The sequence below is a fragment of the Shinella sp. M27 genome (assembly GCF_049199905.1).
Taxonomy (GTDB): Bacteria; Pseudomonadota; Alphaproteobacteria; order Rhizobiales; family Rhizobiaceae; genus Shinella.
In genome coordinates this window covers 1-12,026 of sequence record NZ_JBLZPK010000060.1, presented here as the reverse complement: position 1 = coordinate 12,026, position 12,026 = coordinate 1, and the positions used below count along the sequence as shown (strand labels likewise).

Below are 12,026 nucleotides of genomic sequence, written 5' to 3'. Positions count from 1 at the left end.
ACTTCAATTTGTATTTCTCGATCAACACTGTCCTACAGTCAGGACAGGCAACCGCGACGCCGTATCAGCCCTGACGAGCCTTGAAGCGCGGGTTCTGCTTGTTGATGATGTAGATGCGGCCCTTGCGGCGAACAAGGCGGTTTTCGCGGTGGCGAGCCTTGAGCGACTTGAGCGAATTCTTGATCTTCATGTTTTCGATCCGCGTATTGCAGGGCGACACGAGTTCGCCGGATTTCTTCAATCAAAAACGCGCCGTTTCGGGCGCGCTTTCACGTTGGGCAGGCATGTAACCCGTGACATTTGCGCTGTCAACCACGGGCGATGGGTTTTCCGCCCTCAAGGCCGGTTTTCCAGCCCGTCTCGGTCGAAAAGCTGGGTAATATGCCCCATCTTGCGGCCCGGACGGGCTTCCGTCTTGCCGTAGAGGTGGACGAGCACGCCGGGCTTGGCAAGCCAGGCCGGCACGTCATCGATGTCATCGCCGATCAGATTCTGCATCACGCAGTCTGAATGGCGGCGTGGATCGCCGAGCGTGTGGCCTGCAACGGCGCGGATATGCTGCTCGAATTGCGAGACGACGCAGGCCGCCTCCGTCCAGTGACCGGAATTGTGCACGCGCGGCGCAATCTCGTTAGCGACGAGGCCGCCATCCGCCAGCACGAAGAATTCCACGCCGATGACGCCGACATAGCCGAGGCTGTCGAGAATGGCGCGCGCCGCCTTGCGGGCCTGGTCCGCCGTCGTCTCGCCGATGTTAGCCGGCAGCGTCGAGGTGTGCAGGATACCGTTGAGATGGACGTTCTCAGCCGGGTCGTAGCAGGCGATGGTGCCGTCGCGGTCACGCGCGGCGATGATGGAGACCTCGCGCTCGAAGGGCACGAGGCTTTCGAGGATGAGCGGCACGCCGCCCAGCGCCTCGAAGGCGCCTTCGCGGCTTTCGGCCGGCGAGCGGAAGAGCCGCTGACCCTTGCCGTCATAACCGAGACGGCGGGTCTTCAGCACGCCGACGCCGCCGAAGCGGTCGAGCGCCGCCTCGAGGTCGGCCTGACTGTCGACGGCGGCGAAATCGGCGGTGAGGATGCCGCAGTCGCGAATGAAGCTCTTTTCGACGAGACGGTCCTGCGAGACTTCCAGCGCGCGCGGCGGCGGATAGACAGGGACGGCCGCCGCAAGCGCGGCCGCCGCAGCCACGGGGACGTTTTCGAATTCGTAGGTCACGACGTCGCAGACGCGGGCAAGCTCGGCGAGGGCTTCCGGATCGTCATAGGCGGCAACGATCTGGGCGTTGGCGACCTGGGCTGCCGGACAATCGGCCTGCGGCTCGAGGATGACGGTGCGCAGGTTGAGGCGCGCGGCCGCCATGGCCAGCATGCGGCCGAGCTGGCCGCCGCCGATGATGCCGATGGTGCGGGCGCTCATAGCGGGCCGTCCACGGGATACTCGGCAATGGCGCTGGACTGGTTCTCGCGCCACTCGTCGAGGCGATGGGCAAGTTCGGGATCGTTGAGCGCGAGCACGGCGACGGCCAGCAGCGCCGCATTGACCGCGCCTGCACGGCCGATGGCCAGCGTGCCGACGGGAATGCCGGCCGGCATCTGCACGATGGAGAGAAGGCTGTCCTGGCCGGAGAGTGCCTTCGACTGGACCGGTACGCCGAAGACCGGCAGCGGCGTCATGGCTGCCGCCATGCCGGGCAGATGGGCCGCACCGCCGGCACCGGCGATGATGATCTTGAAGCCTTCCGCCTTGGCGCCGCGCGCGAAGCTGTAGAGCCTGTCGGGCGTACGGTGCGCCGAAATGATGCGGGCTTCATAGTCGACGCCGAGCGCATCCAGCGTGTCGGCGGCGTTCTTCATCGTCTCCCAGTCGGACTGGCTTCCCATGATGATGGCGACGGGGGGCGTTTCGGTGGTGTCCAAGGCGTCTCGTCCGGTTCAGGCGATGATATCGGGAATGATTTGGTCTTCCAGCTTGGAAAGCTTGTCCTTCAAGATCAGCTTCTTCTTCTTCATGCGCTGGATCTTGAGCGCTTCGCAGCCGACCTGGATCATGGCGTTGATCGCGGTATCGTAGTCTTCGTGTTCCTGGCGAAGCCGTGCGGCGGCAAGCCGCATTTCAGCCTGTTCCTGGTCTGCCATGCTCTCTATTCCCCGTCGTCGGAAACAGCGGTTCGACCGCCTGTCCCAGTCTGTATAAGCCTGCTCCTATCACGAAAGCCCCGGTAACGGGAAGTTATCCCTTGCCACGTTTTCGCCTTCGACAAATGAAAAATGACATGGCACACTGACTTTGTTGCAACCTGGATCATCCGGCACGCAAGTGGCCGGGTGCAAGCAAAAGGAAGGAACTGTCACATGACGATTGAGGCCCATCTGGCTACGCTCGAAAAGAAGCATTTCGCTCTTGAAGAAGAGCTGCATGCTGCGATCAAGCAGCCCTCCTCGGGCGATGAGACGATTGCAGACATCAAGCGTCGCAAGCTGCGCATCAAGGATGAGATCGAGCGCATTCGCTCCACAGCTCACTGAAACGACAGGGATTTTTCCAAAGGAATTATAGGGAGGCACGTCGCGGAACAGATGGTCCGTATGGGAGGACCGGGGTAGGAGCCCATTTCGCGAAACCGCTTCCGAAAACGAAATGATAGACGTCGTGACGCCCCGGCAGATCGGAGGATCTGCCGGGGCGTTCTATTTCGAAATGGGACAGCAGGGCTTACGACCAGAACTGATCGAGCCAGAGATTGAGCCTGTCGAAGCCCTTGGCGTTGATGGCGTAAATGCGCTTCGTGCCCTCGGCCTTAACACTGACCAGGTTGGAATCGAGCAGCGCCTTGAGGTGCTGGGAAACTGCCGGACGGCTGATCGGCAGACCTTCGGAGAGTTCGTTGACCGTGCGCGGCGCACGCCGCAGTTCCTCCAGCAGGAACCTGCGGTTGGGATCGGCAATCGCAGCAAAGGGGTCCGGGTGCGCCATGGCCGAACGCTATGGCAAAGCAGCATGTGCGGCAAGTATTTTGTGCGGTGCGAAGTAGTCGTCAGAGAAAGGCCAGCACGCCGTCATAGACGAGCTTCAGGCCGGCGATCAGCGCCATGGAATACATGAAGGGATAGAAGACATCCGGCTTCATGCGCTTGACCATGAAACCGCCGAAAGCGGTGGCGACGATGGCGAGCGGCACGAGCGTCGCCGAGATGGTGAGGTTCGTCGTATCGAGCTGCCCGAGCGCGAAATACGGGCCGAGCTTGATGAAATTGAGAATGGCGAAGAAGCGGACGGCCGCCCCGGTGTAGTCGCGCGGCGGCAGCTTCAGCGGCAGGCCGTAGACCTGGAACGGTGCGCCGCCGGCATGGGCCACGAAGCTGCCATAGCCGGAGAGCGTGCCGAAGAAGGCGGCGGGGACGAGGCGGTGCGGCTTCGGCTCGATGACATAGCCGTGGCGGACGCGCCAATTGTTGTAGAAGTAGCGCAGCACGAAGAGCACAGTGATGAGGCCGATGATGAGGCGCAGTGCATCGCGCGGCACATAGGCCGAGGTCGCCCAGCCGATGGCGATGCCGATGAGTGCGCCGGGCAGCAGCATCTTCAGGAGCATGCGATTGTTGTGTTCGCGCCAGATCCAGAGCGACACGCAGTCCATCACCACGAGGATCGGCAGGAGGATGGCGGCGGCCTGTACCGGCGGCACGGCCATCGCCAGCAAGGGTACGCCCATCAGGGCCAGGGCCTCGCCCATGCCGCCCTTCGTCAGGCCGACCAGCAGCACGGCGGGGATGGCGGCGTAATAAATCGAGGGGTCGATGGACATGGAAGACGATTGATCCTGTTCGTCCTTCCGTCTATCCGCTTTGATCTGTTATGACGAGACCAGAGTGCCGCAATTCAAAGAAAGTGCCTATCCATGTCCAACGCCGATAAACGCTGCCGTCTCGTCCTGATCCTTCCCGAAGGCGAGGACCTTTCCGCGCGTGCCGCTATGCTGGAAAGCGCGCTGAAAGGCGGCGATGTCGCTTCGGTGATCATCCCGCAATACGGGCTCGATGACGGCGTGTTCCAGAAACATGCGGAAGCGCTGGTCGAGATCGTCCAGGACGCCGGTGCCGCCGCGCTCATCGCCGGCGACACGCGCGTGGCCGGCCGGGCGAAGGCCGACGGCATCCATGTCACCGGCGGGCTTGAGGAGTTCAGCGAGGCCGTCGAAAAATTCACGCCGAAGCTCATCGTCGGCGGTGGCAATGCCACGGATCGCCACAAGGCGCTGGAGATCGGCGATATCCAGCCGGACTATATCTTCTTCGGCAAGATCGGCGGGGACATCAAGCCGGAGGCGCATCCGAAGAACCTGGCGCTCGCCGAATGGTGGGCGTCGATGGTGGAAATTCCTTGCATCGTGCTCGGCGGCAGCGATCCTGAGTCAGCCCTTGCCGTTGCCGAGACCGGCGCGGAGTTCGTGGCGCTCGACAAGGCGGTCTTTGCCGACCCTGCGCAGGCGCCGCATGTGATTGCTGCGGTCAACGCTCTTCTTGACGAAAAAGCGCCACGGTTTGAGCAATAGTAGGCGCTCATGATCAGGGCCCTTCTTTCAAAAGCTTGCCGTATCGCGCCGGTGGCGTTTTTCGCCACGGGCGTTTTCGTTGCCGCGCCGTCCCTTGCCGAGACGGCCAAGAAGGGGCCCTCCGTCACCGCCGGTGATGCGAAGACGGACGAAAGGGAGCCCGCTGGAGAGGTGAAGCCGGCCGCCCTCGACGAGCAGCCCGAGGTGAAGAAGGAAGAGAAGAAGCCAATTGACGGTCCGTCCACCGGCCTCTCGGTGCTCGACCGCATGGGGGCCGACCTGCCGGCGCTCCCTGCTGAAAAGCCGTTTGCCGGCAAGGTGGACGATGCCTATGGCGCCTTCCAGCGCGGCCGTTATCTGACGGCGATGGAGCTTGCCCTGCCGCGCGCCCAGCTCGGCGATCCCGCCGCGCAGACCCTGGTCGCCGAAATTCTCGACCGGGGCCTCGGGGTGAAGCGCGATCGCAAGCAGGCGCTGTTCTGGTATGAGCAGGCCGCCAATGGCGGCGATCCGACCGGCATGTTCAAATATGCGATCCTTCTCATGGAACGCTCGGCGTCGCCGGAAGATCGCAAGAAGGCCGACGAGCTGATGAAGAAATCGGCCGATCTCGGCAATGCTTCCGCGCAGTTCAACTATGCACAGGTGCTGGTGGCCGACAGTCCGGGTGACAAGGGGCTGCATGACGCGCTGCCCTATTACGAGAAGTCCGCCGAGCAGGGCATCGCTGATGCGCAATATGCCGTGGCACAGATCTACGTGAACCTGAAGGACCTGCCGGAAGAGAAGACGAAGCGCGCCCGCGAATGGTTGCTGCGCGCTGCCCGCGCCGGTTTCGACACGGCCCAGCTCGATCTCGGCATGTGGCTGGTGAACGGCACGGCGGGCGACCGCGACTACGATACCGGCTTCAAATGGCTGAAGCGCGCCGCCGATGGCGGCAATGTCGTCGCCCAGAGCAAGCTTGCGCAGCTCTATATCCACGCCATCGGCACGCGGCCCGATCCGGTCGAGGCGGGCAAGTGGTTCGTGCTGGCGCGGCGCGCCGGGCTGAACGATCCCTCGCTCGAGGATTTCTATCTCGGCCTGACGGATCAGCAGCAAAAGGCGGCGATCACGGCGGCCAACAAGTACCGCTCGGGCTCGTAACGCGTCCCGTATTTACCCTGTTGCACGATCGTACACCCTGCATTGCAGCCCATGCAGGGGCTGAAGGCTTGAAACTTCGCGGGATTTGTGGTCTTGAAGCCCGCACATCCGGTCCCCGTGCATTTGCGCGCCGCGGCTTTCGCCGTCCCGATGCGCCGGACATTCCCGAAGGACATTCATTTCATGGCTCGTTCAGCTCTTCTCAACGTTATGGTTCAGGCCGCCTTCAAGGCCGGCAAGTCGCTCTCGCGTGATTTCGGCGAAGTGCAGAACCTCCAGGTTTCGCTCAAGGGCCCGGCCGAATATGTCGCGCAGGCTCACCGCAAGGCCGAGAAGATCGTCCGCGAAGAGCTGATGAAGGCTCGCCCGACCTATGGCTTCCTCAGCGACGAAGCCGAAGAAGTCATCGGCACCGACGGTGCGCATCGCTGGATCGTCAACGCGCTCGACGGCACGACCAATTTCCTGCACGGCATTCCGGCCTTTGCGAGCACGATCGCGCTGGAGCGCAATGGCGAGATCGTGGCCGCCGTCGTCCTCAATGCGGCGACGGACGAACTCTTCACCGCCGAGCGCGGCGGCGGCGCCTTCCTCAACGATCGTCGCCTGCGCGTGGCGGCCCGCAAGGCCCTGTCGGATTGCGTCATCGGTTGCAGCGTGCCGCATCTTGGCAACGGCAACCACGGCAAGTTTCTTGTCGAGCTGCGCCATGTGATGGGCGAAGTCGCCGGCATTCGCCGTCTCGGCTCCACCGCGCTCGATCTCGCCTATGTCGCCGCCGGCCGTTTCGACGGCTTCTGGGAGCGCGATCTGGCGGAATGGGACATGGCGGCCGGCATGCTGCTGATTCGCGAAGCCGGCGGTTATGCGACCGACTTCGACGGCGGCAATGACATGTTCAATGCCGGTGAGGTGGTTGCCGGCAACGAATATATCCACAAGGCGCTGCGCGACGTGCTGCACCGTCCGGTGCCGACACGCTGAGGCGGGCTGAGGACCGCGGCGTATCAAACCGCCGCTGTTGCCGCTAAGCCCTTCAATTCCACACAATCTTCCTCTAGTCTCCGCCGCGACGAGAAAGCGGAGATGCGACTACATGGCTAAGCTGGCGCTATCGGGCTGGGGAGGGTCGTCCGAGACCGGGGACGACTACCCGCACAAACTTTCGAGCCCCATGGCGTTCTTCTGGACGATGGTGATCTTCCTCATCATCGTCGGCTTCGTGGCCGCCATCCTCTTCCGCCAGGCACAGACGGCGTTTCTCTCCAATCCCGGCCTTAACGGCTTAATCCTCGGCGTGCTCCTGATCGGCATCCTGCTGGTTTTCAATCATGTGCTGTCGATCCGGCCCGAAGTGCGCTGGTTCAATTCGTTCCGCGCGGCTGGCAGCGCGGAAAAGGTCGGGCGCGATCCCGTGTTGCTGGCGCCGATGCGCGCCTTGATCGGCCGGCGCCATTCGCTGGCGCTGTCGACCGCCACGCTGCGCTCGATCCTCGATTCCATCGCCACGCGCCTCGACGAATCGCGCGATACATCGCGCTACCTGATCGGCCTCCTCGTCTTCCTCGGCCTGCTCGGCACCTTCTGGGGTCTGCTCGGCACGATCGGCTCGATCAGCGCGGTCATCCAGTCGCTGGATGCCGGCGGCGGGACGGCGAACGACATTCTGACGGCGCTGAAGCAAGGCCTTTCCGCCCCGCTGGAAGGCATGGGCACCGCCTTCTCGACCTCGCTTTTCGGTCTTTCTTCCTCGCTCATTCTCGGCTTCCTCGACCTGCAGGCCGGACGCGCGCAGAACCGCTTCTACACGGAGCTGGAAAACTGGCTGTCATCCGTGACGGATGTCGGTTCCGAGGTTCAACCATCCGCTGAACTTGCGACGTCGTCCTCGGACGTACAGGCGCTCGCCGAGCAGATCCTGAAACTCGCGCAGCAGGAGGGCGGCGGTGGCCATCGCTCGACGGCAGCTATGGCGAGCCTTGCCGAGGGTATTCAGGGCCTCGTGAAGAACATGCGCAGCGAGCAGCAGATGCTGCGCGACTGGATCGAGGCGCAGCAGGAGGAGGCGAAGGCGTTGCGCCGCACGCTCGACCGGCTTGCCGCGCGCTCGGGTGAGCGCTCCGTCGAAAAATTGCCCGAACGCACGACCGAGAAGGCCCACAAGGCCGGGGGCGAATAGAGATGGCGCTCGCCCGCAACCGGCGCAGCCAGCGCACGGTCGATTACTGGCCGGGCTTCGTCGATGCGCTCTCGACGCTGCTGCTTGCCATCATGTTCCTGCTCACGGTCTTCGTGCTGGCGCAGTTCTTCCTGAGCCGCGAAATCTCCGGCAAGGACGACGTGCTGAACCGTTTGACCAGCCAGATCAACGAGCTGACGCAGCTTCTGGCGCTCGAAAAGAGCGGCAAGCAGGATCTGGAAGACGCGCTCGCCAACCTCCAGGCCTCGCTCGCCCAGTCCGAAAGCGACCGCACGCGCCTTCAGCAATTGCTGGACAGCGGTTCTGGCGCTTCAGACGCGGCCAATGCCCGCGTGACGACGCTGGAAGGCGAGCTGGACTCGGAAAAACAGGTGAGCGCGCGGGCCGCAAGCCAGATCGAATTGCTCAACCAGCAGATCGCCGCGCTGCGCAGCCAGATCGCTGCCGTGGAGGAAGCGCTCCAGGCTTCCGAAGCCAAGGACAAGTCCTCGCAGACGAAGATCGCCGATCTCGGCCGCCGCCTCAATGTCGCGCTGGCGCAGCGCGTGCAGGAACTGAACCGCTACCGTTCCGACTTCTTCGGCCGGCTGCGTGAAATCCTCTCCGATCGGGAAAACATCCGCATCGTCGGCGACCGCTTCGTCTTCCAGTCGGAAGTTCTCTTCCCCTCCGGCGGCAACGAGTTGAACGAGGCCGGGCAGGCCGAGATGAAGAAGCTTGCCGCAGCCTTGCTCGACCTTGCCAAGGAAATCCCCGCCGAGATCAACTGGGTGCTGCGCGTCGATGGCCATACCGACAACGTGCCGCTGTCGGGCACCGGTCGTTACCGCGACAACTGGGAGCTCTCTTCCGCCCGCGCGACATCGGTGGTGAAATTCCTCATCGCCAATGGCGTGCCGGCCAACCGCCTCGTCGCGGCGGGCTTCGGCGAGTTCCAGCCGATTGCCGAGGGCAACGACGATGCGGCAAAGGCGACCAATCGTCGAATCGAGTTGAAGCTCACCGAGAAATAGTCTTCGTGCGCTGGAGGGCACGTTCCTCGGCGACTGCCTGTTTTCCGGGCGCATCGCTGGCAGGGCGGCTGGCGCCTGAGGCCCCGGCCTGACGCTCTTCAATCCATCTGGATCTTCGCGCCTTCGACGACAGGCTTCCATTTGGCGAGTTCGGCCGTCACGTGTTTGCCGAGTTCTTCCGGGGTGGAACCGACGATGGTGGCGCTGAACTCCTTCATGCGCTCGATGACGGCAGGGTCTTTCAGGGCGGTGTTGGCGGCTTCGTTGAGCTTGGCGACGACCTCCTTCGGTGTGCCGGCCGGCGCGAAGAGCGCATTCCACGTATAGGTCTCGTAGCCGGGAATGCCGGATTCGGCGATGGTCGGAACATCCGGGAAGGAGGCGGCGCGTTCCTTCGTGGTGACGGCGAGCGCGCGCAGCGTGCCGGCCTTGATATGGCCGGAGGAGGAGGGCAGGTTGTCGAACATGATGGGGATCTGGTTGCCGATCACGTCGTTCAGCGCCGGGCCGGAGCCCTTGTAGGGCACATGCTGCATCTCGACGCCGGCCATCGACTTGAAGAGTTCGCCGGAGAGATGCAGCGGCGTGCCATTGCCGGAGGAGGCATAGCTGTAGCCCTCCGGATCGGCCTTCAGCAAAGCGAGCAGTTCCTCGACATTCTTGGCCGGCAGTTCGGGATTGACCACCAGCACGTTCGGCACGATGACGAGCAACGAAACAGGCGCGAAATCCTTTTCCGCGTCATAGGGCTTGGTCTTCAGGATCAGCGGGTTCAGCGCGTGGGTGGCGACGGTCGCCATCAGGATCGTGTAGCCGTCCGGCTCCGCCCGCGCCACGCGATCTGCCCCCAGGCTGCCACCGGCGCCGCCAACATTCTCGACGATGATCTGCTGGCCGATGTTTTCCGACATCTTCTGCGCGATGATGCGGGCCACCACATCCGTCGAGCCGCCGGCTGCGAAGGGCACGACGAGCGTGATGGTGCGGTCCGGAAACTGCTGGGCGGCGGCGGGTGTGCCCAGCGTCAGCGCGGCGAGTGCGGTGGCGCCGAGCGCCATCAGGGTCCGGCGGGTGATCGTCGAAAATGCCACGGTGGTCTCCTCCCAGGGTGACGTTGTGTCCGACACCTCAGGATAGGGCGCTTGATCTCCGTGACAAGGGCAGGCCGGATCAGCCTGCCGCGCGATCCTCGCCGAGGAAAGCCTGGCCGCCATGATCGAACTGCAACCGGGCGAGGCGGGCATAGAGGCCGCCCTCCCGGATCAGCGACTGATGCGTGCCCTCTTCGACGATCCGGCCCGCCTCCATGACGAGGATGCGGTCGGCTTTCAGCACGGTCGCGAGGCGGTGGGCGATGACGATCGTCGTGCGCTTGCCCATCTGGCCATCCAGTGCCGTCTGCACCAGCGTTTCGCTCTCGGCATCAAGCGCCGAGGTCGCTTCGTCGAGCAGCAGCAGCGGCGCGTCCTTGAGGATGGCGCGGGCAATGGCGATGCGCTGGCGCTGGCCGCCCGACAGCGTCACGCCGCGCTCGCCGACCATGGTGTCGTAACCCTTATCGAGGCGGGTGATGAACTCTTCCGCCTGCGCGGCGCGGGCGGCGGCGCGGATCGCCTCGTCGCTCACGTTTTGCATGCCGAAGGCGATGTTGTCGCGGATGGTCGCGGCGAAGATGGTGACATCCTGCGGCACCAGCGCGATGCGGCGGCGCAGTTCCTCCGGGTCGGTGGTGCGCAGGTCCACGCCGTCGAGCCGCACGGTGCCGGAATCGGGATCGTAGAACCGCTCCACCAGCGACAGGATCGTGCTCTTGCCGGCGCCCGACGGGCCGACGACGGCGACGGTCTCGCCCTGCTTCACGGCAAAGGACAGGCCGTTGATGCTGCGGTAGCCCGGACGCGCTGGATAGGAGAAGTGTACATCCTCGAAGGCGAGTTCGCCGCGCGACGGTACGGGCAGGGCGACCGGATTGGCGGGGGCTGCGATGCCGGGCTTTTCGGCGAGCAGCTCGGTGAGGCGCTCGGCGGCACCGGCGGCCTGCGAAAGTTCGCCCCAGACTTCGGAGAGTGCGCCCAGGCTGCCGGCGGCGAAGACGGCGTAGAGCAGGAACTGGCCGAGCGTGCCGGCCGAGATCGTGCCCGACAGCACGTCCTGTGCGCCGAACCAGAGTACGGCGACGACCGAGCCGAAGATCATGGCGATGGCAAAACCGGTCAGCAGCGAACGGGCGCGGATGGCGGAGCGGGCGGCCTCATAGGCGCTTTCGACGGCACCGAAGAAGCGGGCGCGTGCGGCTTCTTCCGCGTTGAAGGCTTGTAGCGTGCGCGTCGCGCCGATCGCTTCGCCGGCATAGGCGGAGGCGGCTGCCAGCGTGTCCTGCGCCTCGCGCGAGCGGCGGCGCACGGAGCGGCCGAAGGCGACGAGCGGGAAGACGATGACCGGGATGGCGCCGATGACGAGGCTGGACAGCTTGGGGCTGGTATAGACCATCATGGCGATGGCGCCGAGACACAGGATGAGATTGCGCAGGGCGACGGAGGCGGTTGCGCCGACGGCGGACTTGATCTGCGTCGTATCGGCCGTCAGCCGCGAGACGATCTCGCCGGATTGGTTGACGTCGAAGAAGGCGGGCGACAGCCGCGTCACATGGGCGAAGACCTCGCGCCGGAGATCGGCGACGATGCGCTCACCGAGCGTGATGACGAAGTAGTAGCGCATGGCGCTTGCCAGCGCGAGCAGGCCTGCCAGTACGAAGAGCATCGTGAAATAGGTGTTGATGAAGCCGGCATCCGCACCCGAAAAACCGTGGTCGATCATGCGGCGCACGGCGACCGGCAGGACCAGTGTCGTGACGGCGGCCATGACAAGCGCCACAAGCGCGCCGCAGACGAGGCCTCGATAGCGGCTGATATAGGGAGTGAGCCTTCCGAGCGGACGAATGTTCCTGCGTGCGGGCTTTTCCTGCGCAGCGTGCTCTGTCTCTGTGGACACCATACCCCCGTTTCCAGCGCCTTGCGGCACGAATTGTCTTTCGGCTCTTGTTATCCAGACGGCCTTCATGTATAGGCTCGCCATCGAATTGGGAAGCCGCAGGTCCGACCGGCCGCGG

The 12,026-nt window shown here is 64.1% G+C and carries 14 protein-coding genes; 6 read left to right on the top strand and 8 right to left on the bottom strand.

Features of this window, described 5'->3' with window-relative positions:
• Window positions 1–64: 64 nt before the first annotated feature.
• The 4 genes from ykgO to ACOZK4_RS22055 form a co-directional block, all read right to left on the bottom strand.
• Entirely contained in the window at window positions 65–190 is a 126-nt protein-coding gene (gene ykgO, locus ACOZK4_RS22070) for a type B 50S ribosomal protein L36 (RefSeq protein ID WP_024271182.1), read from the bottom strand.
• A 146-nt stretch (window positions 191–336) separates the two neighbouring features.
• Window positions 337–1,419, bottom strand: a complete 1,083-nt coding sequence (locus ACOZK4_RS22065; protein WP_421593817.1) for a 5-(carboxyamino)imidazole ribonucleotide synthase — start codon at window positions 1,417–1,419, stop codon at window positions 337–339.
• The gene (purE, locus tag ACOZK4_RS22060; RefSeq protein ID WP_313522087.1) at window positions 1,416–1,883 is read right to left on the bottom strand and encodes a 5-(carboxyamino)imidazole ribonucleotide mutase; all 468 of its coding nucleotides are present in this window, start codon (window positions 1,881–1,883) and stop codon (window positions 1,416–1,418) included. Before purE ends, ACOZK4_RS22065 begins: the two co-directional genes overlap by 4 nt.
• 51 nt (window positions 1,884–1,934) lie before the next feature.
• The gene (locus ACOZK4_RS22055; protein WP_313521973.1) at window positions 1,935–2,138 is read right to left on the bottom strand and encodes a YdcH family protein; all 204 of its coding nucleotides are present in this window, start codon (window positions 2,136–2,138) and stop codon (window positions 1,935–1,937) included.
• Between the two features lie 216 nt (window positions 2,139–2,354).
• Here ACOZK4_RS22055 and ACOZK4_RS22050 point away from each other — a divergent pair, with 216 nt between their 5' ends.
• Window positions 2,355–2,528 carry a YdcH family protein gene (locus ACOZK4_RS22050; protein WP_313521975.1) on the top strand — a complete coding sequence of 58 codons (174 nt, stop codon included), beginning with the start codon at window positions 2,355–2,357 and terminating at the stop codon, window positions 2,526–2,528.
• Window positions 2,529–2,715: 187 nt separating this feature from the next.
• Here ACOZK4_RS22050 and ACOZK4_RS22045 read toward each other — a convergent pair whose 3' ends face one another.
• Window positions 2,716–2,976: an ArsR/SmtB family transcription factor gene (locus ACOZK4_RS22045; RefSeq protein ID WP_117370534.1), complete on the bottom strand. Its 261-nt coding sequence runs from the start codon at window positions 2,974–2,976 to the stop codon at window positions 2,716–2,718.
• A gap of 61 nt (window positions 2,977–3,037) precedes the next feature.
• A complete protein-coding gene (locus tag ACOZK4_RS22040) occupies window positions 3,038–3,808 on the bottom strand; it encodes a sulfite exporter TauE/SafE family protein (protein WP_421593815.1) in 771 nt (256 codons plus the stop codon).
• Window positions 3,809–3,901: 93 nt separating this feature from the next.
• Between ACOZK4_RS22040 and ACOZK4_RS22035 the strand changes: the two genes are divergently transcribed.
• The 5 genes from ACOZK4_RS22035 to ACOZK4_RS22015 all read left to right on the top strand — a co-directional run bounded on the left by ACOZK4_RS22035 (window position 3,902) and on the right by ACOZK4_RS22015 (window position 8,917).
• Window positions 3,902–4,555, top strand: coding sequence for a thiamine phosphate synthase (locus tag ACOZK4_RS22035; RefSeq protein WP_421593813.1), 654 nt, complete (start codon window positions 3,902–3,904; stop codon window positions 4,553–4,555).
• 9 nt (window positions 4,556–4,564) lie between these two features.
• The gene (locus ACOZK4_RS22030) at window positions 4,565–5,704 is read left to right on the top strand and encodes a tetratricopeptide repeat protein (protein WP_421593811.1); all 1,140 of its coding nucleotides are present in this window, start codon (window positions 4,565–4,567) and stop codon (window positions 5,702–5,704) included.
• 183 nt (window positions 5,705–5,887) lie between these two features.
• Window positions 5,888–6,688 carry an inositol monophosphatase family protein gene (locus ACOZK4_RS22025; protein WP_421593810.1) on the top strand — a complete coding sequence of 267 codons (801 nt, stop codon included), beginning with the start codon at window positions 5,888–5,890 and terminating at the stop codon, window positions 6,686–6,688.
• A gap of 112 nt (window positions 6,689–6,800) precedes the next feature.
• A complete protein-coding gene (locus tag ACOZK4_RS22020) occupies window positions 6,801–7,883 on the top strand; it encodes a flagellar motor protein MotA (protein WP_421593808.1) in 1,083 nt (360 codons plus the stop codon).
• 2 nt (window positions 7,884–7,885) lie between these two features.
• Complete coding sequence (locus tag ACOZK4_RS22015) at window positions 7,886–8,917, top strand: peptidoglycan -binding protein (protein WP_421593806.1); 1,032 nt, start codon at window positions 7,886–7,888, stop codon at window positions 8,915–8,917.
• Between the two features lie 98 nt (window positions 8,918–9,015).
• Here ACOZK4_RS22015 and ACOZK4_RS22010 read toward each other — a convergent pair whose 3' ends face one another.
• Both ACOZK4_RS22010 and ACOZK4_RS22005 read right to left on the bottom strand, forming a co-directional pair.
• Window positions 9,016–9,975, bottom strand: a complete 960-nt coding sequence (locus ACOZK4_RS22010) for a Bug family tripartite tricarboxylate transporter substrate binding protein (RefSeq protein ID WP_421594144.1) — start codon at window positions 9,973–9,975, stop codon at window positions 9,016–9,018.
• 112 nt (window positions 9,976–10,087) lie between these two features.
• Window positions 10,088–11,911, bottom strand: a complete 1,824-nt coding sequence (locus tag ACOZK4_RS22005; RefSeq protein WP_421593805.1) for an ABC transporter transmembrane domain-containing protein — start codon at window positions 11,909–11,911, stop codon at window positions 10,088–10,090.
• Between the last annotated feature and the right edge of the window lie 115 nt (window positions 11,912–12,026).

Bases quoted from the DNA above. Each gene is read 5' to 3' on its own strand.
- ykgO (WP_024271182.1), bottom strand. From the start codon at position 190: ATGAAGATCAAGAATTCGCTCAAGTCGCTCAAGGCTCGCCACCGCGAA.
- ACOZK4_RS22065 (WP_421593817.1), bottom strand. From the start codon at position 1,419: ATGAGCGCCCGCACCATCGGCATCATCGGCGGCGGCCAGCTCGGCCGC.
- purE (WP_313522087.1), bottom strand. From the start codon at position 1,883: ATGGGAAGCCAGTCCGACTGGGAGACGATGAAGAACGCCGCCGACACG.
- ACOZK4_RS22055 (WP_313521973.1), bottom strand. From the start codon at position 2,138: ATGGCAGACCAGGAACAGGCTGAAATGCGGCTTGCCGCCGCACGGCTT.
- ACOZK4_RS22050 (WP_313521975.1), top strand. From the start codon at position 2,355: ATGACGATTGAGGCCCATCTGGCTACGCTCGAAAAGAAGCATTTCGCT.
- ACOZK4_RS22045 (WP_117370534.1), bottom strand. From the start codon at position 2,976: ATGGCGCACCCGGACCCCTTTGCTGCGATTGCCGATCCCAACCGCAGG.
- ACOZK4_RS22040 (WP_421593815.1), bottom strand. From the start codon at position 3,808: ATGTCCATCGACCCCTCGATTTATTACGCCGCCATCCCCGCCGTGCTG.
- ACOZK4_RS22035 (WP_421593813.1), top strand. From the start codon at position 3,902: ATGTCCAACGCCGATAAACGCTGCCGTCTCGTCCTGATCCTTCCCGAA.
- ACOZK4_RS22030 (WP_421593811.1), top strand. From the start codon at position 4,565: ATGATCAGGGCCCTTCTTTCAAAAGCTTGCCGTATCGCGCCGGTGGCG.
- ACOZK4_RS22025 (WP_421593810.1), top strand. From the start codon at position 5,888: ATGGCTCGTTCAGCTCTTCTCAACGTTATGGTTCAGGCCGCCTTCAAG.
- ACOZK4_RS22020 (WP_421593808.1), top strand. From the start codon at position 6,801: ATGGCTAAGCTGGCGCTATCGGGCTGGGGAGGGTCGTCCGAGACCGGG.
- ACOZK4_RS22015 (WP_421593806.1), top strand. From the start codon at position 7,886: ATGGCGCTCGCCCGCAACCGGCGCAGCCAGCGCACGGTCGATTACTGG.
- ACOZK4_RS22010 (WP_421594144.1), bottom strand. From the start codon at position 9,975: ATGGCGCTCGGCGCCACCGCACTCGCCGCGCTGACGCTGGGCACACCC.
- ACOZK4_RS22005 (WP_421593805.1), bottom strand. From the start codon at position 11,911: ATGGTGTCCACAGAGACAGAGCACGCTGCGCAGGAAAAGCCCGCACGC.